This window comes from Shinella sp. 20P9.1.1 (assembly GCF_057798995.1).
On the sequence record NZ_JBYOLC010000002.1, the window covers coordinates 1 to 20,728 of the forward strand.

Sequence of the window (20,728 nt, forward strand, 5' to 3'; positions counted from 1 at the left end):
GCAAGCGAGGCGACTTCGGCGTCGAGATCGGCCTTCACGGGCACGGCCATTTCGGCGGCTCCCGTCGGTGTCGGCGCGCGGCGGTCGGCGGCGTGGTCGATCAGCGTCCAGTCGGTCTCGTGGCCGACGGCCGAGATCAGCGGGATTTTCGAGGCGGCGGCGGCGCGCACGACGATCTCGTCGTTGAAGCTCCAGAGGTCTTCCAGACTACCGCCGCCGCGCGCGACGATCAGCACATCCGGGATGCGGATCGGCCCGAGCGGATCGAGCGTGTTGAAGCCCTCGATGGCGGCCGCCACCTCCTGTCCCGAACCTTCGCCCTGCACCTTGACGGGCCAGACGACGACATGGACCGGAAAACGATCGGCGATGCGGTGGAGAATGTCGCGGATGACGGCACCGGTGGGCGACGTGATGACGCCGATGACCTTCGGCAGGAAGGGCAGCGGCTTCTTGCGTTCGGTATCGAACAGGCCTTCGGCGGCAAGCTTGCGGCGGCGCTCTTCGAGGAGCGCCATCAGCGCGCCGGCGCCGGCGGGCTCCAGCGCCTCGATGACGATCTGGTATTTCGACGAGCCGGGGAAGGTGGTGATCTTGCCGGTGGCGATCACCTCCATGCCCTCTTCCGGCTTGAAGCGCAGGCGCGAAAAGCTGCCCTTCCAGATGACGGCGTCGATGCGTGCCTTGTCGTCCTTCAGCGAGAAATAGGCATGTCCCGAGGAATGCTGGCCACGATAGCCGGAAATCTCGCCGCGCACCCGCACCTGATCGAACGCCTGCTCGATGGTGCGCTTGATGGAGCCGGACAGGTCCGACACCGAATATTCGGTGAGGTTGGTCGGCGAATCAGTCTCGGAAAAGAAGCTCATGGCGCGAATGTAGTGCGTTTGGCGCCGCAGGACAGGGTGGAGGCGGCGGCATCCCCAGTCTGTTTGGACGCCTTTACGCGCCCTCGAAATGTGCCCGCGTCTCGGCATCGGCGGGGAAGAAGCTCTCGATCAGCACGCCCTGCACCAGCGCATCCTGCGCCGAGCCGAAGGAGGTCAGCGTGGTGATCCAGTTGAAGCGCTTCGTGCCGATCTTCATCTCGATGGGCAGGATCGGCAGGCGGTCGCCCTCCGGGAAGGTTTCGAGCGCCGCCTTGATGTCGTCCGCGGCGGCGAGCCGCTCGATGCGCTTGAGGAGCGGGCTGCGCGGCCCCTGCAGCCAGGCCTCCGCGCGGATGCGGTGCACGAGATCGGCGGCCGATTGCGCCCAGTTGACGACGATGGAGCGCAGCGGTGTCGGGCCAAGATAGGCATCGAGGAAATTGTCGCCGGGCGAGACGGCGATGCCCGCCATGCCGGCAAGGCCGAGAAAGGCCTGGTTGGCCGTCAGCACATTGTATTCATGATCGAAGACGACGCCCGGATAGGGATCGTGCCGACCGAGGATGAGGCCGATCGCCTCGGCGACGGCGGGCGGCACGGCGGCGAGGCTTTTGGCCGGCGCCGTGCCGAAGCGCGGGCGAAAGCCGGCGGCGGAAAACAGCAGGCCCTGATCGCGCGCGGGAATGTCGAGCACGGCGGAGAGCCGCAGGATCATGCCTTCCGAAGGGCGCGAGCGGCCGGTTTCGAGGAAGGAGAGGTGGCGCGAGGAAATGCCGGCCTCGCTCGCCAGTTCCAGCTGGCTCATGCGCCGGTGGCTGCGCCATTCCTTCAGGTGTTCGCCGAATTCCATCCTAGCCTCCGCTGATTGCCCGCATACTCAACACGAGGCGGGACATGATTTCCATTACCTCTGACGTAATTGGTTTGCCGCACGGCGACCGGCAGGATCGGCGCATCGAAACGAAAGGAGCCCATCATGTTCGCCACCCTCAACCGCAATCTCTTGAAGTCCATCATGCTGTTCGACGGCGTCTTCTCGCTCGCCACCGCCAGCCTGCTCTTCGCCTTTTCCGGCCCGCTCAGCGGCCTCGTCGGTCCGCTCGTTACACCCGGCATTCTCTTGGCCTTCGCCGTGTTCTTCGTCTTCTGGGGCGGTTTTCACCTCGCCGTCGGCCGGCAGGAGCAGCCATCGCCCGCCGCCGTGCGCTTCGTCATGATCGGCGATGCGCTTTGGGTGCTTGGCAGTGTGGCCGTGCTCGTTCTCGGCCATGGCAGCCTGACGGCCGTCGGCATGGGCCTCATCGCCGTCGCCGCCGTCGCGGTTGCCGATATAATGCTGATCAAGCAGATCGGCCTTGGCCGCCAGCGGAAGGCCCTGCTCGCCTGAAGCATGGATCGTCCCGCAATCCGCCCTGCCATCGGCCGGGGCGGATTTGCATTTTGGGCGAAAACCTACCCCGCGGGAGAGATTTCCCTTGCCGGAAAAATGCACTACCGTCGCGTCCAAATGACAATGGGGACTTTTCATGCGCGTTATCTTTTCCGAGGACCACAAGCTCAGGAACGCTCGCAGCGAGCTTTACGGCGGTGAGCTCGTGCCGCCCTTCGAGGCACCGTTCCGGGCCGAATGGATTCTAGCTGCGGTCAAGGAGGCCGGTTTTACTGACATCGCCGCGCCCGAGCGCCACGGCCTCGAAACCGCGCATAAGGTGCATGACGCCGGCTACCTGTCCTTCCTCCAGACCGCCTGGACGCAGTGGCAGGCCGCCGGCTACAAGGGTGAGGCGATCGCCACGTCCTTCCCCGTGCGCCGCACCTCGCCGCGCATCCCCACCCAGATCGACGGCCTGCTCGGCTACTATTGCAACGCCTCGGAAACGGCGATCTCGCCCGGCACCTGGGAGGCGGCGCTCTCCTCGATGCAGACGGCGCTGACGGCGGCCGATATCGTCGCCGGCGGCGCAAAGTCCGCCTTCGCGCTCTGCCGCCCGCCCGGCCACCATGCCGGCATCGATAGTTTCGGCGGCTATTGCTTCATCAACAATGCCGCCGTCGCCGCCCAGCGCTTCCTCGACAAGGGCGCCAAGAAGGTCGCGATCCTCGACGTCGATTTCCACCACGGCAACGGCACGCAGGACATTTTCTACGAGCGCGACGACGTCTATTTCGCCTCGCTGCATGGCGATCCGGCCGAGGCCTTCCCGCATTTCCTGGGTTATGCCGAGGAGACCGGCAAGGGCGCCGGCTTGGGTTCCACGCAGAACTATCCGATGCCGCCGGGCACGCCCTATTCCGTCTGGGAGGCGGCATTGAAGGATTCGCTGAAGCGCATCGAAGCCTTCGGCGCGGAGGTGATCGTTCTCTCGCTCGGCGTCGATACGTTCGAGGAGGATCCGATTTCCTTCTTCAAGCTGACCTCGCCGGATTACATCACGATGGGCAAGGTGGTCGCGGCGACCGGTGTGCCGGTCCTCGTCTGCATGGAAGGCGGCTACGGCGTGCCGCAGATCGGCCTCAACGTCGCCAACACGCTGAAGGGTATTACGGGCTGATATCTTGCATCAAAATTACTGAAGTAAGGCGTCACGATTATCCATTTGTCTGATGGCAGACCCTCCTCTAGGACTGGGTGCCCTAGAGGAGGAGTTATTATGGCAGATCAACAGGCGGCGGCCGGCGGCGGTCTCTCGGGCTCGGGCAATGCGGGGCTCTTCACGGGCATCCTGCTGTGCTTCGGCTCGATGTCGAGCATCCAGTTCGGCTCGGCCTTTTCGGCGACGGCGATCCATGCCTTCGGCCCCTCGACGACGACCTTCCTGCGCCTCGTCATGGCGGCAGTGATCCTCGCGCTGATCGTGCGCCCGCCGATGCGCTCCTACAGCCGCGAACAGTGGAAGAGTGCCGCCCTGCTCGGCGCTACCATGGCGGCGATGACGCTGTGTTTCTTCGCGGCGATCGCCCGCATTCCGCTCGGCCTTGCCGTCGCCATCGAGTTTCTCGGGCCGCTGGCGGTCGCCACCTGGTCGCTCGGCAAGGGCTGGCGGCTGATCTGGCCGGTCGCGGCCTTCATCGGCGTCGTACTGCTCTCCCATGACGGCTCGGGCTGGGTCGGCGATCCCGTGGGCATGATGTTCGCCTGCGGTGCCGGCGTCGGCTGGGGCACCTATATCATCCTCATGAAGAAGACCGGGGCGGTGTTCAAGGGGCTGGAGGGCCTCTCGATGTCGCTTCTCTTCGCCGCCATCGCCGCCGCCCCGTTCGGCCTGCCGCGCGTCGGTGATGCAATGAACCCGGAGGGGCTCGGCATGATGCTCGGCCTTGCCGTTCTCGTGCCGCTCTTTCCCTATGCGCTGGAGATGATTGCGCTGCGCCGCATGCCCATGTCGGCCTTCGGCATTCTGATGAGCCTGGAGCCGGCGCTCGGCGCACTGGCCGGCTTCCTCGTGCTCAGCCAGCCGATGACGCCGCTGCAGATGCTCGGCACGGCGCTGGTCGTGGCGGCGAGTGCGGGTGTCACATCGAGCGAAAACGGCGAAGGCGAGGGGAAAGCCGCCTGAAAACGGCCCCCTTTCATGTTCCTGCCGCAATCGCTAGGTTGAAGCAGAATCATCGACGTTTCCGGGGACATTCCATGTTGAAGAAAGTTGCGCTCGTTGCGCTCGCCGCGACCTACCTTTCCGCCTGCACGACGACGGACCCGTATACGGGCGAGCAGAAGGTTTCCAACACGGCCGGCGGAGCCGCCATCGGCGCCGGTGTCGGCGCGGTCGCGGGCCTGCTCATCGGCAACAACCCCGTGCAGCGCCGCAATGCCGCGCTGATCGGCGCGGGTGTCGGCGCGCTCGCCGGCGGCGCCATCGGCAATTACATGGACAACCAGGAATCGGAGCTGCGCGCGCAGCTGCAGGGCACCGGCGTTTCGGTGACGCGCGTCGGCGACCGCATCGTGCTCAACATGCCCTCGAATGTCACCTTCGCGACGGACCGCGACCAGGTTATCCCGCCGTTCTATCCGACGCTCGATTCGGTGGCGATCGTGCTGCGCAAGTTCGAAAAGACGCTGATCGACGTCGACGGCCATACCGATTCGGTCGGCAATGCCGGCTACAACATGGATCTCTCCAACCGCCGCGCCAATTCGGTCGCCAACTACCTCGCCTCGCGCGGTGTCGATCCGCGCCGCATGTCGGCCATGGGCTACGGCCTGGAGCGCCCGATCGCTTCCAACGCGACGGAAATGGGACGCGCGCAGAACCGCCGCGTGGAGATTGCGATCTCGCCGCTCAAGAACTGAGCCACGACGCTTTCATCGCCGGATGTTGCGAGGGGCCGTTTTACGGCCCTTCTCTGTTTGGCGCCCATTCCAGCCGCTTGTAGTCGAAGCCGTATTCCAGCGTCGGCTTGACGATCTCGAAATAGGGCGAGAGGTCGAAGTCGCGCGGCGTGTAGAGCGAGTGGTGGCGGATGTGCAGGATTTCCTCGCGCGAATAGGTCGAGGTGGCGGCGGCATGGCCGGGGGCGCGCGTCACGTCCGGCAGGATCGGGTAGCGGATGCGCTCGAAGGCTTCGGCGATCAGCGTCGAGCAGATCGCTCGCGTCGGATCGCCCGAGCCGAAGGCGATCATGCGGCGGCGCCAGCGCACCGGGATGGGCGGCGTGGGCAGGAAATAGCGCAGCATGTCGGTGATGTTCTTCAGGTCGTATTTCAGCCCAAGCCGCGAGACCATGAAGGAGACCAGCATGTCGCGGTCGTCGGGCGTCAGGCCGACGGGGCGGCAGATGCGGGTGTTGTAGGTGCGGTATTTGGTGAGCGGCACGGCCACGCAACCTTCGCCGAGATTGACCTCGATGAGCTGCGGCCGTTCGGTTGCGCGCAGGGCGGCCTGGTCGAGCGTCAGCGGCACCTGGTCACCGACGAAGAGGGCGGCGTGCGACCAGGTCGATTGCGTGAGGTATTTGATCGCCGCCGAGACCTTCTGGTTACCCTCGATCAGCAGGATATCGCCCGGTCGCAGCGTGCGCGCCAGGGTCTCGGGGTCTGAAGGCGTGTAGGGCTCGTAGCCGGAGGTCTGGCTTTCCAGCCGTTCGGCAAGTTTTCGGCCGAGACGGTCCATCAGCGTGTCGCGGCCTGCGGAAAGAGGCTTCAGTGCGGCGGTCACGTCTCATCCCTTGCAGTCTTTGCGATGGTCACTCTAGCGTCCCACGCGGCCTCCTGTCGAGGTTGACCAAATCCTATCGCTTGCTATATTTAGAATTATTCTAAACTGGATGTTTGACGATGTTCTCCAGCCTTCTCCGCCCCGGCAAACGCAGCCTCGAATCGCTGAGCGAACAGGAAATCCTGGCGCTCGCCATCACCTCCGAAGAGGATGACGGGCGCATCTATCTCGCCTATGCGGATGCGCTGCGCGACGCCTATCCCAATTCCGCCCGTGTCTTCGAGGAGATGGCGGCGGAGGAGAGCCATCACCGCCAGATGCTGATCGACCGGCACATCGCCCGCTTTGGCGACCGCATTCCGCTGGTGCGGCGCGAATTCGTGCGGGATTTTCCGGAGCGCAAGCCGGACTGGCTGATCGGCAACATGCCGCTGGAAAGTATCCGTGCGCAGGCGGAAGCCATGGAGGCGGCGGCGCACCGCTTTTACCTGATGGCGGCGGCGCGCACGCAGGATGCGGCGACGCGAAAACTGCTGGGCGATCTGGCGCTGGCGGAGAAATCGCACGAATCGCTCGCCCGGCGGCTCGGCGAGAAGCACACCCCTGCGGACGTGAAGGAAGAGGAAGACCAGACGGCGCGGCGGCAATTCGTGCTGACCTATGTGCAGCCCGGCCTTGCCGGCCTGATGGACGGCTCGGTCTCGACGCTCGCACCGATCTTCGCCGCGGCCTTCGCCACGCAGGATACCTGGCAGACCTTCCTCGTCGGCCTGTCGGCCTCGGTCGGCGCCGGCATCTCCATGGGGTTCACGGAAGCCGCCCATGACGACGGAAAACTCTCCGGGCGCGGCTCGCCGGTCAAACGCGGCCTTGCCTCCGGCATCATGACGGCGCTCGGCGGCCTTGGCCACGCGCTGCCCTATCTCATTCCGAACTTCATGCTGGCGACGAGCATCGCCGTCTTCGTCGTGTTCGTGGAACTGTGGGCGATCGCTTTCATCCAGAACCGCTATATGGAGACGCCGTTCTGGCGCGCGGCGATGCAGGTCGTGCTGGGCGGCAGCCTCGTGCTGGCAGCCGGCGTGCTCATCGGCAATGCGTGATCACGAACCTGCGGGGCGGTTCATGTCGCTGACGACCCAGCGGAAGAAAAGATAGATGCCGAAGCCCATGGCGGCGACAGGCAGAAGATTGGCAATGGATTCCATTTTGACCTCGTTATCCCTCCTGAGGAGGGAATTAAGGTCTCGCTAACCATTCCGCAATCCACCCGCCGATGACGGTGCGTTCACAAATTGCGACCACCCCTCACGAAACGAAAAACGGGGCGTTACCGCCCCGTTTTGATGTTGATCAGGCGCGTAGCGCGCCGCCCGTCGTCTTCACGACATTGCCGACGATCTTGGCGGTCAGCGCCTCGAAATCCTCATCCGTCAGCGTCTTGTCGGTCGGCTGGATGACGACCTCGATAGCGATCGACTTCTTGCCTTCCCCGACCGAGGCGCCCTCGAAGACGTCGAAGACGTTGACGGCGGAGATCAGCTTGCGATCGGCGCCGGTCGCGGCGCGCACGATGGCGCCCGCTTCCACCGTCTTGTCGACGACGAAGGCGAAGTCGCGCTTGACGGCCTGGAAGGGCGAGAGGTCGAGCGCCGGCTTGGTGCGGGTCGCCTTCCTCTTCGGGTCGGGCATGGCATCGACGAAGATCTCGAAGCCGGCAAGCGCGCCGGAGACGTCGAGCGCGCCGAGCGCCTTCGGATGGAATTCGCCGAAGTAACCGAGAACGATCTTCGGACCCATCTTGATCGTGCCGGAGCGGCCCGGATGATACCAGGCCGGGGCGCCGGGCTCGATCTGCACATTGCCCATTGGCAGGCCGCAAGCCTCGATCACGGCGAGCGCATCGGCCTTGGCGTCATAGACATCGACCGGCTTGCCACCGCCCTTGGCGGCATTCGACCACAGGCGGCCGGACCCGGCGAGCGACGCCGTGCCACGGCGGATACCGCCGGCCACGCGGCGCTGGCCCTCGGGCCGGTCGTTCTCATAGGTGCCGGACACTTCGAACAGCGCGACGTCGCCGTAACCCTTGTCGGCATTGCGCTGGGCGGCTGCGAGCAGGCCCGGCAGCAGCGAGGGGCGCATGTCCGACATGTCTGCCGCGATCGGGTTCGACAGGGCGAGCGAGGGCGCGCCGCCGCCGAACAGTTCGGCATGCGCCTTCGGGATGAAGGACCAAGTGACGGCTTCCAGCATGCCGCGCGCGGCAAGCGCCCGCTTGGCAACGCGTGAACGGATCTGCAGCGTGGTCAGGATGCGGCCGTTGACCGAACCGTGGCTTTCGAGCGGCGCCGGGCGGATGTTGTCGACGCCGTGGATGCGCATGACCTCTTCGACGAGGTCCGCCTTGCCGTCGACATCGGGACGCCAGGAGGGGATCGCGACAGAGACGCGCTCGCCCGAACCCGTCACGACGAAGCCGAGGCGGGTCAGGATATTGGCGCTTTCGGCTTCCGACACGTCCAGACCGGTCAGGCGCTTCACCTCGGCGAAGGGGAAGTCGACGATCTTGGCGTCATAACCCTTGTAGCCGACGACATCCGTCTTGGCCGGCGTGCCGCCACAGAGTTCGAGCACCAGTTCGGTGGCACGCTCGAGGCCGGGCACCATGTATTCCGGATCGACGCCGCGTTCGAAGCGGTAGCGCGCATCGGTGATGATGCCGTGCGAGCGGCCGGTCTTGGCGACGTTCATCGGATCCCAGAGGGCCGATTCGATCAGCACGTCGACGGTGTTCTCGTCGCAGCCGGAATGTTCGCCGCCCATGATGCCGCCGATGGATTCGACGCCATTGTCGTCGGCGATGACGACGTTGGCGGGGTTCAGCGTGTATTCGCGCGTGTCGAGCGCCAGCACCTTCTCGCCTTCCGCCGCACGGCGCACGACGAGATTGCCCTTCACCTTGGCGGCGTCGAAGACGTGCAGCGGACGGCCCTGGTCGAAGGTCATGTAGTTGGTGATGTCGACGAGCGCGTTGATCGGGCGAAGGCCGATGGCGAGAAGCCGCTGCTGCATCCAGCGCGGGCTCGGGCCGTTCTTGACGCCGCGCACGAGGCGCAGTGCAAAGCCGGGGCACAGATGATCGTCGCCGCCAAGCTCCAGCTTCACCTTGACCGGCGTCTCGCCCTCGACCGTGAAGGACGGGGCCTTCGGGGTCTTGAGCGTGCCGAGGCCGGAGGCGGCGAGGTCGCGGGCAATGCCGAAAATGCTCGTGCAATCAGGGCGGTTCGGCGTCAGGTTGATCTCGATGACCGGATCGTCGAGGCCGGCATAGGACGCGTAGCTCTGGCCGACGGGCGCATCGGCGGAAAGCTCGATGATGCCGTCGTGGTTGTCGGAGATTTCGAGTTCCTTCTCCGAGCACATCATGCCGCGGCTCTCGACGCCGCGGATCGTGCCGACGGCGAGCGTCACGTCGATGCCGGGCACATAGGTGCCGGGCGCCGCGAAGGCGCCGACGAGGCCGGCGCGGGCGTTCGGCGCGCCGCAGACCACCTGGATCGGATCGCCCTTGCCGGTATCGACCATCAGGACGCGCAGCTTGTCGGCATTCGGATGCTGTTCGGCCGAGACGACCTTGGCGATGACGAAGGGCTTGAACGCGGCCTTGTCGTCGACGTCTTCCACTTCAAGGCCGATCGCCGTCAGCTTCGCGCAGATGTCTTCGAGCGACGCGTCGGTGTCGAGGTGGTCCTTCAGCCAGGAGAGCGTGAATTTCATGGATAGTTTCTCCTTGGATGCCGGTTATGCGCTGAGGCCGCCGAACAAGGTCGGCATGTCGAGCGGGCGGAAGCCGTAGTGGCTGAGCCAGCGGACGTCGGCGTTGAAGAAGTCGCGCAGGTCGGGCATGCCGTATTTCAGCATGGCGATGCGGTCGAGGCCCATGCCCCAGGCAAAGCCCTGATATTCGTCGGGATCGAGGCCGCCGGCGCGCAGCACGTTCGGATGGACCATGCCGCAGCCGAGGATTTCCATCCAGTCGGTGCCTTCGCCGAACTTGACGATCGGACCCGACGAGCGGTCGCACTGGATGTCGACCTCGAAGGACGGCTCGGTGAAAGGGAAGAAGGACGGGCGGAAGCGCATGGTGACGCTGTCGACCTCGAAGAAGGCCTTGCAGAACTCTTCCAGCACCCAGCGCATGTTGGCGACATTCGCCTTCTTGTCGACCACGAGGCCTTCGACCTGGTGGAACATCGGCGAATGGGTCGCGTCCGAATCCTGGCGGTAAGTCTTGCCGGGAATGATGATGCGGATCGGCGGCTTCTGCGCTTCCATCGTGCGCACCTGCACCGGCGAGGTGTGCGTGCGCAGCACCTTGCGGTCGCCGTTCTCGTCCGCCGGGAAGAAGAACGTGTCGTGCATTTCGCGGGCCGGATGGCCCTCGGGGAAGTTCAGCGCCGTGAAGTTATAGTAGTCGGTCTCGACATCAGGGCCTTCGGCGATGGAAAAACCCATATCGGCGAAGATGGCGGTGATCTCGTCGACGATCTGGCTGATCGGATGGATGCGGCCGCGTTCGGCCGGCGACGAGCGGACCGGCAGGCTGACATCGACCGTCTCGGCCTTCAGGCGGGCGTCGATGGCGGCATCGCGCAGCGCGGTCTTGCGTTCGGTAATGGCGTCCGTGACGCGCGTCTTCAGCGCGTTGATGGCCGCGCCGCGCGTCTGGCGCTCTTCCGGCGACATGGTGCCGAGCGTCTTCAGGAGTTCCGAGACGGAGCCCTTCTTGCCAAGTGCGGAAACGCGCACGGCTTCGATCGCCGCCTCATCGGAGGCTGCGGCAACGTCGGTGAGGAGCTGCTTTTCCAGTGTGTCGAGTTCAGTCATCTTTACCTGCTTTGCTTGCGTCGGCCGGGCGGGGACCGTTCAGGAGAACGTCGGATAGGTAGCCAGTTGCGGCGAGGAAGCGCCTGAGATCACTACCCATGTGCACGCGCCCGATCAATCGGGTTGGCGACAAAAACTTGCCGAGGAACCGGAGCATTTTCACCAGTTCCCCGTCTATCCCGGCTGGCGCGGCATGGCGCCAGGCGGCAAAGGCCCTGTCGGCGGTCTCACGCCCGAGAAGGGCGCGGTCGGCGATCTGCAGGAAGAGCAGCCAGAGGTCGCGCGCCTGGGCGGTCGCAAGCGGCATGACCGCCTCCGGTTCCTCCTCGAAATCCATGAAGCCGATGGCCTCGCCCGCCAGGAAGAAATCGCGCGGATGCGGCCGTCCGTGACAGAGACCCTTGGCGTGCAGCGCGCCGAGATGGGCGGCACAGGCGACCAACAGGTCGTCATGGGCGGCGGGGTCGGTCGCGGCGAGCGCCTTGAGACGGGCCGTGACCGTCGGCGCGACATCGGACAGAACGAGTGCGCTGCCGGAGGAGTAAAGCACATCAGGCACCGGCACGCCGGCCTTTGCAAACGTCTCGATGCGGCGGATTTCTCGCGCGATCATGCCTTTGCTATCGAGCGCGGGGGAGGGGCGAAGGAAAGGTTGGCCGAGCAGGCGGGCGAGTGTCGTCTGCGCCCTAGTCCAGACCGGCGGGCGCTCGGTGCCGTAGCGCTTGATCCAGACCGCGCCGAAGGACAGGTCCACGCGCTCGACGCGGCGTGTTTCGCGCGTCAGCGCGGCAAGCAGCGTCTCGATGTCCCCGTCGGTCATCCGGGGGATCGTCTCAAGCGCGAGAAGCTTGCCGTCCATGGCTACAATCCTGGTTGAAAGCAAAAACCCGCACCGGTTCCCCGGCGCGGGTTTCACAACGAAGCGAAGATTTGTTGTGAGCGCCGGTTAGTTGACGGCGGTCTCAAACTCGTTCTTCGTGCCGGCGTCCTTGAGGTATTCCAGAGCCTTCTTGGCGGCTGCGACGAGCGCGCCGAAAGCTGCGGTCTCATGGATCGCCATGTCCGACAGAACCTTGCGGTCAACTTCGATGCCAGCCTTGTTCAGGCCGTCGATGAAGCGGCCGTAGGTCAGGCCGTGCTCGCGGACGGCAGCGTTGATGCGCTGGATCCAGAGAGCGCGGAAGTTGCGCTTGTTGACCTTGCGGTCGCGGTAGGCAAACTGCTTGGAACGGTCAACCGCTGCCTTGGCGGCGCGGATGGTGTTCTTGCGGCGGCCGTAGAAACCCTTGGCTGCCTTCAGCGTCTTCTTGTGCTTGGCGTGGGAAGTTACGCCGCGTTTTACACGTGCCATGTCATGATCTCCTTAACGTTTCAAAAGCGCGATTAGTCTCAGAGACCGTTCGGCAGGTAGTTCTTGACCACCTTCTTGCCATCCGGCTCGGCCAGCACCATGGTGCCGCGTGCGTCGCGAATGAACTTGTTGGAACGCTTGATCATGCCGTGGCGCTTGCCGGCAGCGGCAGCGACGACCTTGCCGGTCGCGGTGATCTTGAACCGCTTCTTGGCAGACGATTTCGTCTTCATCTTGGGCATTTTGCTACTCCATTCTTCTTGAATTCGAGAGGCACTGACGACGGCGCCTCTCCAGCGTAAAGAACGGCCACGGCATGCCCTGCCGGACCGTTCGGACGGCGGCTTGTAACCGAAGTCCCCTTAAAGCGCAACCGGATTCCGCAAAACGGGATTTCCGGGGGCGAAAATGGAAAAGCCGCCCCGAAAGGCGGCTTGATCCGTGCGGTCCGGGGACCGATGGCTCACTTCGGCGCGAGCACCATCATCATCTGGCGTCCCTCGAGCTTCGGCTCGGCTTCGACCTTGGCGATCGCCAGCGTGTCTTCCTTGACCTGAAGGAGAAGCTTCATGCCGAGTTCCTGGTGGGCCATTTCGCGGCCGCGGAACTTCAGCGTCACCTTCACCTTGTCGCCTTCTTCGAAGAAACGGTTCATCGCCTTCATCTTCACGTCGTAATCGTGCGTGTCGATGTTCGGGCGCATCTTGATTTCTTTGATCTCGACGATCTTCTGCTTCTTGCGCGCTTCGGCTGCTTTCTTCTGGTTGGAATATTTCAGCTTGCCGAGGTCAAGGATCTTGCAGACGGGCGGTTCGGAGTTCGGTGAAATCTCCACGAGATCGAGGCCGGCTTCTTCCGCCATGCGGAGCGCCTGATCGGTGGGAACGGTGCCGTGGTTGGTGCCTTCGGCATCGATGAGCTGGACGCGGGGAATACGGATTTCCCGGTTGGAACGCGGGCCGTCTTTGACGGGGGCTTCCGCTTTAAAGGGTCTGCGAATGGTCGTGTTCTCCTCGAACTGTTTCGAACGATATGAATCTGTGCGGCGACCGGGCCGTTTTGCCGGATAGACGGCGTTTTCGGCAATGTGTTGATCGCGCTTGTGAAGTCAATAGCACGCGGCGCGGAAAAAATCACCACCTGTCCTTGCGTGCGCGAATCTGGTCTAGCTCGAGGCCAAAGACCGGCAAAAAGGCGCTTTTGCATGGGGTCGGTGCACGGACAGGAGATAGGGACGATGGCGGCGAACGGCAACGGTGCGGGTGCGGATTTCATCACGGTCGGAATGGGTGATGCGGCCAGGAATATTGCCGTGGCGCTTCAGCCAGCCGCCTCCGGCAACGCGCTTGCCCATCTCGTCTGGCTCGGCGGCTACCGTTCCGACATGAGCGGCACCAAGGCTGTGGAGCTCGCAGCGCTGGCCGAGCGGATCGGCACGGCCGCAATCCGTTTCGACTATTCCGGCCATGGCATCTCGGGTGGGGCGTTCGTCGAAGGCACGATCTCGCGCTGGCTGGAGGAATCACTCGCCGTCATCGACCATGCGGCAACGGTGCTCGGCACGCGCCGCGTCGTGCTCGTCGGCTCGTCCATGGGCGGCTGGATCGCGCTGCGCGCTGTCGCCGAGCTGGCCAAGCACAAGGATATCGAGATCGCCGGCCTCGTGCTGATCGCGCCGGCGCCGGATTTCACCTCGGAACTGATCGAGCCGAACCTGACGGAAGCCGAGCGCACTGCCCTGGCCGAGCGCGGCCAGTTCGAGGAGCCGACGCCCTACGGTCCCGATCCGAACATCTACACGCTTGCTCTCATCGAGGATGGGCGGAAAAATCGCGTGCTCGACGGCGCCATCGAGACGGGCTGCCCCGTGCATATCCTGCAGGGCATGGCGGATCCCGACGTGCCCTATGCCCATGCGGTGCGGCTAATGGAGCATCTGTCCGGCGACGACGTGGTGCTGACCATGATCCGCGACGGCGACCACCGCCTGTCGCGCCCGCAGGATATTGCCAAGATTCTGGAAGCTGCGGAGGTTTTTGCGCGCCTCGCTTAAGGCGGGGGCGTGTCGTCGCGAACACATCTTAACCATATTCGCGCATCGCCAATTCTGATGATTGACGAGTAGGCCTCCTCACCGTTAACTCTTTGTTAACGATTAGGGGACGTTACATGGCACGAATGATTGGTGCGAAGGCTGGGGCGGCGGCGTTTTTTGCTCTGCTCATTTCTTCTTCCTCGGCTTTCACGGCGCCCGCGTCCGCCCTGTCCATGAAGACGGGCAGCGTGACCTCCCAGCCGATCGGCCATTACGAATTCTGCCAGACCAACAAATCCGAATGCCAGGCCGGCGTGCGCAACCAGGCGCCCGCCAAGGTCACGGAATTCGGCTGGTCCGTCGTTCGCCAGATCAATGCCAGCGTCAACCGCGACATCACGCCGATGACGGACAAGGAACTGCACGGCCGCGACGAATTCTGGTCCTATCCCGATGGCGCCGGCGACTGCGAGGACTTCGTTCTCCTGAAGCGCAAGAAGCTGATGGAAAAGGGCTTTGCCGTCGGCGATTTGCTGATCACGGTCGTGCGCAAGCCGGATGGCGAAGGCCATGCCGTGCTGACGCTGCGCACCACCGAGGGCGATTTCGTGCTCGACAACCTCAACAACGAGGTCAAGCTCTGGACGACGACGCCCTACCGCTTCCTGAAGCGCCAGGCCTCGTTCCATGCGGGCCGCTGGGTCTCCATCGAAAATGGCGATGCCGTCATGGTGTCGTCGGTCGGCCAGTAAACATTTTTCCGGCGGGGGGCTGCCGAAAGGCCGCGGAGCGATCCGCGGCCTTTGTCGTTTCAGCGGTTGGCCATTGCCGCCTGTTGCTGCGAATAGCGCCCGCCGGACACCTTTGCCGGCGAAAGCAGGTCGCCGAGACGGGCGGCTTCCTCCGGCGTCAGCGCCACATCCGCGGCCGCGGCATTCTGTTCGAGATGCGGCACCTTGCTGGCGCCGGGGATCGGCACGATGAAATCGCCCTGCGCCATAACCCAGGCAAGCGCCAGTTGCGCCGGGGCGACGCCCTTTTCCGCTGCCATCTCCTCGAGCGCCGCTACCAGCGCCAGGTTGGCATCGAAATTCTCCGCTTCGAAACGCGGCAGCGAGCGGCGGAAATCATCGGCCGAGAGGCCGTCGAGTTTCTTCAAGGCGCCGGTCAGCACGCCGCGGCCGAGCGGGCTGAAGGGCACGAAGCCGATGCCGAGGGTGCGGCAGGTTTCGAGCACGCCGTTCTGCTCCACGTCGCGGGTCCACAGCGAATATTCGCTCTGCACGGCGGCGATCGGATGCACGGCATGGGCACGGCGGATCGTTTCCGCACCGGCCTCGGACAGGCCGAGCGCCTTCACCTTGCCCGCGCGCACCAGGTCGGCCATCGCGCCGACCGTTTCCTCGATCGGCACGGCCGGGTCGACGCGGTGCTGGTAATAGAGATCGATGACATCGGTGCCGAGCCGCTTCAGCGACGCCTCGGCGACGGCCTTGACGTTTTCCGGCCGGCTGTCGGTGCCGGTCATCATCTGGGCAGCCGGCTTGGTCGCGTCGATGCGGAAGCCGAACTTGGTGGCGATGACCACCTTGTCGCGCACCGGCTTCAGCGCCTTGCCGACGAGGATTTCGTTCTTGTAGGGGCCGTAGACCTCTGCCGTATCGAACAGCGTGATGCCGAGATCGACGGCGCGGTGCAGCGTGTTGATCGCCGCCGTCTCGTCGTCGGCGGGGCCATAGGCATGGCTCATGCCCATGCAGCCGAGGCCGAGGGCGGAAACGTCGAGCGTGCCGAGATGTCTGTGTTTCATGACGGATTCCTTCTTGATGGGACCGATGGGAGCGGTCCGCGGGCCGGGCGGCGAAGCGGTCGCCGTCATCCGGTAGGTTCAATCTAGGGCACAGCACTTCCGCTGAAAATGGATGCAAAAGCCAATGGCTTGTTCTATCTGTTGGAACAATGAACCGGACCCAGCTTTCCCAGCTCGCCGTGCTGGCCATCGTCGCCGAGGCGCGCAGCTTCCGCAAGGCGGCGACCACGCTCGGTATTGCGCCCTCGGCCGTCAGCCATGCCGTCACCGCGCTGGAGGCGAGCCTCGGCGTGCGGCTGATCGCCCGCACCACCCGCAGCGTCGCGCCGACGGAGGAGGGGCGCCAGCTGCTCGACACACTGGCACCGGCGCTGGCCGATATCGACGCCGCCATGGAGGCGCTGGCCGAGCGCCAGACCCGACCCGCCGGCCCGCTGCGCATCACCATGCCGCTGATCGCGGCGGAAGACATCGTCATGCCGCGCCTCGGCGCCTTTCTCTTGGAGTATCCCGAGATCGAACTGGAACTGCGCACCGACGACCGTTTCGAGGATATCGTCGAAAAGGGTTTTGACGCGGGGCTGCGGCTCGGCGAGCATCTGGAGGCGGACATGATCGCGGTTCGGGCGAGCGGCCCGTGGCGCGGTCTCGTGGTCGGTGCGCCGGCCTATTTCGAGAAATATCCGAAGCCGCAGCAGCCGCGTGACCTCATGCAGCATCGCTGCATCCGCCGCCGCTTTTCCAGCGGTCGCATCTACCGCTGGGAGCTGGAAAAGGACGGGCGGCTGGTGACGGTGGATGTGTCGGGGCCGCTGATCGTCTCCGACCAGCGGCTGATGCGCGCCGCTGCGATGGACGGCGCGGGCCTCGCCTATGTCTTCGACCAGCGGGTGACCGAGGATATCGCCGCCGGCCGGCTGGTGGTGGTGCTGGAAGACTGGTGCCCCGCCTTCGACGGGTTCTCGATCTACTATCCCTCGCGTCGCCAGATGCGCCCGGCGCTGCGCGCCTTCGTCGATTTCTTCCGCTACCGGGGTTAGGTTTTCAACCGGTAGCGGATGTGCTCGTCGGTCTCGATATAGCTGTCATAGAGCTTTCGGGCGCGCGCATTGTCCCGCGCCGTGTGCCAGTAGATCCCGCTCCAGCCGTGGCGTTTCGAAATCGCGATGAGATCGTCGATCAGCGCGCGGCCGGCGCCCTTGCCGCGGACCGTGTCGTCGATGAAAAGGTCTTCGAGATAGCCCTCCGGCGCGATGCTCCAGGTGGAGTCGTGATAGTGGTGGATGGCGAAGCCGATCACCACGCCGTCCTCCTCGGCAAGGCGCATCGCCATGCGGGAGCCCGCGTCGAGGATGCGTGCCCAGGTGAAGGCGGTCACTTCCTCGGCCACCTCGGTCTTGTAGAAGGCAAGATAGCCGGCCCAGAGTTTACGCCAGGCCGCTTCGTCGCTTTCGAGCGGATCGCGGATGATGAGGGCCATGGTCAGGCTCCCGCTGCGTCGAGGGCAGCGACTTGCTCGGATGAGAGCGACAGTGCTGCCGCCTTCATCAGGCTATCGAGCTGGGAGAGGCTGGTGGCGCTGGCGATCGGCGCGGTGACGGCGGGTTTCGCCATCAGCCAGGCAAGCGAAATCTCGGCCGGCGTCGCACCCGTCTCCGCCGCCACCTGATCGAGCGCCTCAAGGATGCGCAGGCCCCGGTCGTCGAGATAGCGCGCCACATCCTCGCCGCGCGTCCTGCCTTCGGTATCGGCCGCCGTGCGGTACTTGCCCGTCAGGAAGCCGGAGGCGAGGCTGAAATAGGTGATGACGCCAAGGTCTTCCTTGCGGCAGAGATCGGCCAGCGCGCCCTCGAAGCCGGCGCGGTCATAGAGATTGTATTCCGGCTGCAGCGCGGCGTAACGCGGCAGGCCCGCCGCGTCGGCGGCATCGAAGGAGGCCTGCAGCTGGGCCGCATCGAGGTTCGAGGCACCGAAGGTCCGCACCTTGCCCGCCTTGACGAGACCGGCATGGGCTTCCAGCGTCTCCTCATAGGGCGTTTCTGGATCGGGCCAGTGCGAGAGGTAGAGGTCGATATGGTCGGTCTGGAGCCGGCGCAGCGAATTCTCGACCTCCTCGACGATCCACGACTTGCGCAGATCCCGCCGGCCCTGGCCCATGTCAGAGCCGACCTTGGTGACGATGACCACCTTGTCGCGCGACAGGCCCGAGCGCTTCAGCCATTTTCCGATGACCGTCTCGGATTCGCCGCCCTGATTGCCCGGCGCCCAGCTGGAATAGACGTCGGCCGTGTCGATGGCGTTGAAGCCGGCGCCGGTGAAGGCGTCCAGAAGATCGAAGGAGGTCTTCTCGTCGGCCGTCCAGCCGAAGACGTTGCCGCCGAAGACGAGGGGCGCGATGGAAAGGCCGGTCCGGCCGAGGGAACGAAACTGCATGGGCTTCCTCCAAGGGATACGTGCTGAAATGACGGGCCAGCATAGGCCGGGTGCACCCGCTTTGCACGCTGCCCCACAAGGCATTTTTTGCGAGCGTCCGCGCTTGCGAGGAACGTACCTCGCGACTAGTCTTCGGGCCAAATCAAGGAGACATCGCCATGCTGCGTTTCGGAATTCTGTCGACGGCCAAGATCGGCCGCGAGCTCGTCGTGCCGGCCATCCAGGATGCGGAAAACTGCGTCGTGACGGCCATTGCCAGCCGCGACCTCGCCAAGGCCCGCGCCATGGCCGACCGGTTTTCCGTGCCGCATGCCTTCGGCTCCTACGAGGAGATGCTGGCCTCCGATACTGTTGATGCCGTCTATATCCCGCTGCCGACGTCGCAGCATGTGGAATGGACGATCAAGGCGGCGGATGCCGGCAAACACGTGCTCTGCGAAAAGCCGATCGCGCTGCATGCCGGTGAGATCGATGCGCTGATTGCGGCGCGCGACCGCAACAAGGTGCTGATATCGGAAGCCTTCATGGTCACCTACAGCCCCGTCTGGCGCAAGGTGCGCTCGCTCTTGGCGGAAGGCGCGATCGGCAAGCTGCGCCACGTGCAGGGCGCCTTCACCTATTACAACCGCGACCCCGGCAACATGCGCAACGTGCCCGCACTCGGCGGCGGCGGCTTGCCGGATATCGGCGTCTATCCGACGATCACCACCCGTTTCGTCACCGGCAAGGAAGCGATCCGCGTGCAGGCGAGCACGGATCGTGACCCGGAATTCGGCACGGACATCTATTCGAGCGTGCGCGCCGATTTCGGCGATTTCGAACTGTCCTTCTATATCTCGACGCAGCTCGCTCAGCGCCAGATCATGGTCTTCCACGGCGACAAGGGTTTCATCGAGGTGAAATCGCCGTTCAATGCCGATCGCTACGGGGCCGAGGAAATCGAGTTGACCAACGCCTCGCACAGCGAGAGCCAGCTCTTCCGCTTCCAGGATGCGCGCCAGTACAAGCGTGAGGCGGAAGCCTTCACCAAGGCGGCGCTTGGCGAGAACGAGGAGATCGTGCCGCTGGAAAGCTCGGTCGAGAACCAGAAGCTCATCGACGCCATCTACCGCGCCAGCGAGAAGGACGGCTGGGAGCCGGTCTGAAGCCGGCCCCTGAAACTCAGAATAGCGTTTCGTAAATCTCCGGCTTGAAGCCGGCTGTGAGCGCCCCGTTGCGATCGAGCATGGGGCGCTTGATCATTGAGGGCTGGCCGAGCATGAGGGCTATCGCCTTCTTCGCGTCGAGGTCTTTCTTGTCTTCATCCGGCAGGGCGCGGAAGGTGGTGCCGGCGCGGTTGAGCACCGTCTCCCAGCCGAGCGCGTCGACGAAGCGCTTCAAGCTCTTTTCGTCGATACCTTCCGCCTTGTAGTCGTGGAACGTATAGGCGATGCCCTTGGCATCGAGCCAGGTGCGCGCCTTCTTCATCGTGTCGCAGTTCTTGATGCCGTAGATCGTGACGGTCACGCGTCTCTCCTTCAAGGTTTGGCCGTCTTCATAAGCCGGCAAAACGGTCACGTCACCCCGAGATAACGGCCGGGGCGGTGATTGATGGCGAGCGTCATGTTGACGACTACGGCGCCGAGCACGGAGAGCGCGAGCCGGTCGAGCGGGATGACGAAATAGGCGGCGGCGAGGATCGCGAGATCGACCGCCATCTGAAAATACCCGGCCCGCAAGCCGAACCGGTCCTGAAGATAGATCGCCAGCACATTGATGCCGCCAAGGCCGGTGCGATGGCGGAAGAGGATGAGCAGGCCGGTGCCCGACAGCGCACCGCCCATGACCGCCGCATAGAGCGGATCGAGATGAGAGAAGGTGACGAGCTCCGAGGTTAGCCGGCTAAAGATGGAAACCAGCGTGACGGCGGCGAAGGTGCGCAGCGTGAATGCCCAGCCGAGTTTTTTGACCGCGAGGATGTAGAAGGGCAGGTTGACGGCGAAAAACAGCCACCAGAAACCGATGCCGCTTGCATATTGCAGGAGGAGTGCCAAGCCCGCTGTGCTGCCGGCGAGCAGCACGGCCTTGGTGTAGATGACCACGCCCAGCGCCACGAACAGCGTGCCGATGACGATGGCAATAAGATCCTCATAGGCGGAGTGGCGCTCCGCCTGGCTGGCAGTTTCGACGGACATGGTGTCT

At 64.5% G+C, this 20,728-nt stretch carries 23 protein-coding genes; 9 read left to right on the forward strand and 14 right to left on the reverse strand.

Annotated elements, in window-relative coordinates:
• Both xseA and AC27VQ_RS03565 read right to left on the reverse strand, forming a co-directional pair.
• A partial coding sequence (gene xseA / locus AC27VQ_RS03560) for an exodeoxyribonuclease VII large subunit (protein ID WP_488715255.1) occupies positions 1–869 on the reverse strand: 869 nt, incomplete at its 3' end.
• Positions 870–942: 73 nt separating this feature from the next.
• Entirely contained in the window at positions 943–1,719 is a 777-nt protein-coding gene (locus AC27VQ_RS03565) for a helix-turn-helix domain-containing protein (protein WP_488715256.1), read from the reverse strand.
• A gap of 126 nt (positions 1,720–1,845) precedes the next feature.
• Here AC27VQ_RS03565 and AC27VQ_RS03570 point away from each other — a divergent pair, with 126 nt between their 5' ends.
• The 4 genes from AC27VQ_RS03570 (at position 1,846) to AC27VQ_RS03585 (ending at position 5,163) form a co-directional block, all read left to right on the forward strand.
• Entirely contained in the window at positions 1,846–2,256 is a 411-nt protein-coding gene (locus tag AC27VQ_RS03570) for a hypothetical protein (RefSeq protein WP_488715257.1), read from the forward strand.
• A gap of 139 nt (positions 2,257–2,395) precedes the next feature.
• On the forward strand, positions 2,396–3,421 hold the full coding sequence (locus tag AC27VQ_RS03575; protein WP_488715258.1) for a histone deacetylase family protein: 1,026 nt from the start codon (positions 2,396–2,398) through the stop codon (positions 3,419–3,421).
• 99 nt (positions 3,422–3,520) lie between these two features.
• Positions 3,521–4,426 carry an EamA family transporter gene (locus AC27VQ_RS03580; protein WP_488715259.1) on the forward strand — a complete coding sequence of 302 codons (906 nt, stop codon included), beginning with the start codon at positions 3,521–3,523 and terminating at the stop codon, positions 4,424–4,426.
• Positions 4,427–4,500: 74 nt separating this feature from the next.
• Positions 4,501–5,163: a YiaD family glycine zipper/OmpA-like lipoprotein gene (locus AC27VQ_RS03585; RefSeq protein WP_313531584.1), complete on the forward strand. Its 663-nt coding sequence runs from the start codon at positions 4,501–4,503 to the stop codon at positions 5,161–5,163.
• 40 nt (positions 5,164–5,203) lie between these two features.
• On the opposite strand, the gene AC27VQ_RS03590 is transcribed toward AC27VQ_RS03585, so the two are convergent.
• Entirely contained in the window at positions 5,204–5,983 is a 780-nt protein-coding gene (locus tag AC27VQ_RS03590; RefSeq protein WP_488715559.1) for a C40 family peptidase, read from the reverse strand.
• Positions 5,984–6,147: 164 nt separating this feature from the next.
• Here AC27VQ_RS03590 and mbfA point away from each other — a divergent pair, with 164 nt between their 5' ends.
• On the forward strand, positions 6,148–7,131 hold the full coding sequence (gene mbfA, locus AC27VQ_RS03595; protein ID WP_488715260.1) for an iron exporter MbfA: 984 nt from the start codon (positions 6,148–6,150) through the stop codon (positions 7,129–7,131).
• Between the two features lie 250 nt (positions 7,132–7,381).
• Here the strand turns inward: mbfA and pheT are convergent, their stop codons facing one another.
• The 6 genes from pheT to infC all read right to left on the reverse strand — a co-directional run bounded on the left by pheT (position 7,382) and on the right by infC (position 13,269).
• The gene (gene pheT, locus AC27VQ_RS03600) at positions 7,382–9,808 is read right to left on the reverse strand and encodes a phenylalanine--tRNA ligase subunit beta (protein ID WP_488715261.1); all 2,427 of its coding nucleotides are present in this window, start codon (positions 9,806–9,808) and stop codon (positions 7,382–7,384) included.
• A gap of 24 nt (positions 9,809–9,832) precedes the next feature.
• Positions 9,833–10,918: a phenylalanine--tRNA ligase subunit alpha gene (gene pheS / locus AC27VQ_RS03605; protein ID WP_488715262.1), complete on the reverse strand. Its 1,086-nt coding sequence runs from the start codon at positions 10,916–10,918 to the stop codon at positions 9,833–9,835.
• Positions 10,911–11,777 (reverse strand): serine/threonine protein phosphatase, encoded by an 867-nt coding sequence (locus AC27VQ_RS03610; protein ID WP_488715263.1) that lies wholly within the window; start codon positions 11,775–11,777, stop codon positions 10,911–10,913. The genes pheS and AC27VQ_RS03610 overlap by 8 nt, the downstream gene beginning before the upstream one ends.
• A gap of 87 nt (positions 11,778–11,864) precedes the next feature.
• The gene (gene rplT, locus AC27VQ_RS03615) at positions 11,865–12,269 is read right to left on the reverse strand and encodes a 50S ribosomal protein L20 (protein WP_119257270.1); all 405 of its coding nucleotides are present in this window, start codon (positions 12,267–12,269) and stop codon (positions 11,865–11,867) included.
• Positions 12,270–12,307: 38 nt separating this feature from the next.
• Complete coding sequence (gene rpmI / locus AC27VQ_RS03620; RefSeq protein WP_117367528.1) at positions 12,308–12,511, reverse strand: 50S ribosomal protein L35; 204 nt, start codon at positions 12,509–12,511, stop codon at positions 12,308–12,310.
• 221 nt (positions 12,512–12,732) lie between these two features.
• A complete protein-coding gene (infC, locus tag AC27VQ_RS03625) occupies positions 12,733–13,269 on the reverse strand; it encodes a translation initiation factor IF-3 (RefSeq protein WP_117367530.1) in 537 nt (178 codons plus the stop codon).
• A 237-nt stretch (positions 13,270–13,506) separates the two neighbouring features.
• Here infC and AC27VQ_RS03630 point away from each other — a divergent pair, with 237 nt between their 5' ends.
• Both AC27VQ_RS03630 and AC27VQ_RS03635 read left to right on the forward strand, forming a co-directional pair.
• Positions 13,507–14,322, forward strand: coding sequence for an alpha/beta hydrolase (locus AC27VQ_RS03630; RefSeq protein WP_488715264.1), 816 nt, complete (start codon positions 13,507–13,509; stop codon positions 14,320–14,322).
• Positions 14,323–14,447: 125 nt separating this feature from the next.
• Entirely contained in the window at positions 14,448–15,056 is a 609-nt protein-coding gene (locus AC27VQ_RS03635; protein WP_409530419.1) for a transglutaminase-like cysteine peptidase, read from the forward strand.
• 59 nt (positions 15,057–15,115) lie between these two features.
• Here the strand turns inward: AC27VQ_RS03635 and AC27VQ_RS03640 are convergent, their stop codons facing one another.
• Complete coding sequence (locus AC27VQ_RS03640; RefSeq protein ID WP_488715265.1) at positions 15,116–16,114, reverse strand: aldo/keto reductase; 999 nt, start codon at positions 16,112–16,114, stop codon at positions 15,116–15,118.
• A gap of 149 nt (positions 16,115–16,263) precedes the next feature.
• On the opposite strand from AC27VQ_RS03640, the gene AC27VQ_RS03645 reads away from it, so the two are divergent.
• Entirely contained in the window at positions 16,264–17,154 is an 891-nt protein-coding gene (locus tag AC27VQ_RS03645; protein ID WP_488715266.1) for a LysR family transcriptional regulator, read from the forward strand.
• Here the strand turns inward: AC27VQ_RS03645 and AC27VQ_RS03650 are convergent.
• Positions 17,151–17,594, reverse strand: a complete 444-nt coding sequence (locus AC27VQ_RS03650) for a GNAT family N-acetyltransferase (RefSeq protein WP_488715267.1) — start codon at positions 17,592–17,594, stop codon at positions 17,151–17,153. The two genes, AC27VQ_RS03645 and AC27VQ_RS03650, sit on opposite strands and share 4 nt — an antisense overlap.
• A gap of 2 nt (positions 17,595–17,596) precedes the next feature.
• Positions 17,597–18,547 carry an aldo/keto reductase gene (locus tag AC27VQ_RS03655; protein ID WP_488715268.1) on the reverse strand — a complete coding sequence of 317 codons (951 nt, stop codon included), beginning with the start codon at positions 18,545–18,547 and terminating at the stop codon, positions 17,597–17,599.
• A 158-nt stretch (positions 18,548–18,705) separates the two neighbouring features.
• Between AC27VQ_RS03655 and AC27VQ_RS03660 the strand changes: the two genes are divergently transcribed.
• Positions 18,706–19,692, forward strand: coding sequence for a Gfo/Idh/MocA family protein (locus AC27VQ_RS03660; protein WP_488715269.1), 987 nt, complete (start codon positions 18,706–18,708; stop codon positions 19,690–19,692).
• A 16-nt stretch (positions 19,693–19,708) separates the two neighbouring features.
• Here AC27VQ_RS03660 and AC27VQ_RS03665 read toward each other — a convergent pair whose 3' ends face one another.
• Both AC27VQ_RS03665 and AC27VQ_RS03670 read right to left on the reverse strand, forming a co-directional pair.
• Positions 19,709–20,053: an ArsC family reductase gene (locus AC27VQ_RS03665; RefSeq protein WP_313530174.1), complete on the reverse strand. Its 345-nt coding sequence runs from the start codon at positions 20,051–20,053 to the stop codon at positions 19,709–19,711.
• A gap of 47 nt (positions 20,054–20,100) precedes the next feature.
• On the reverse strand, positions 20,101–20,721 hold the full coding sequence (locus AC27VQ_RS03670) for a YitT family protein (RefSeq protein ID WP_488715270.1): 621 nt from the start codon (positions 20,719–20,721) through the stop codon (positions 20,101–20,103).
• Positions 20,722–20,728: the final 7 nt, after the last annotated feature.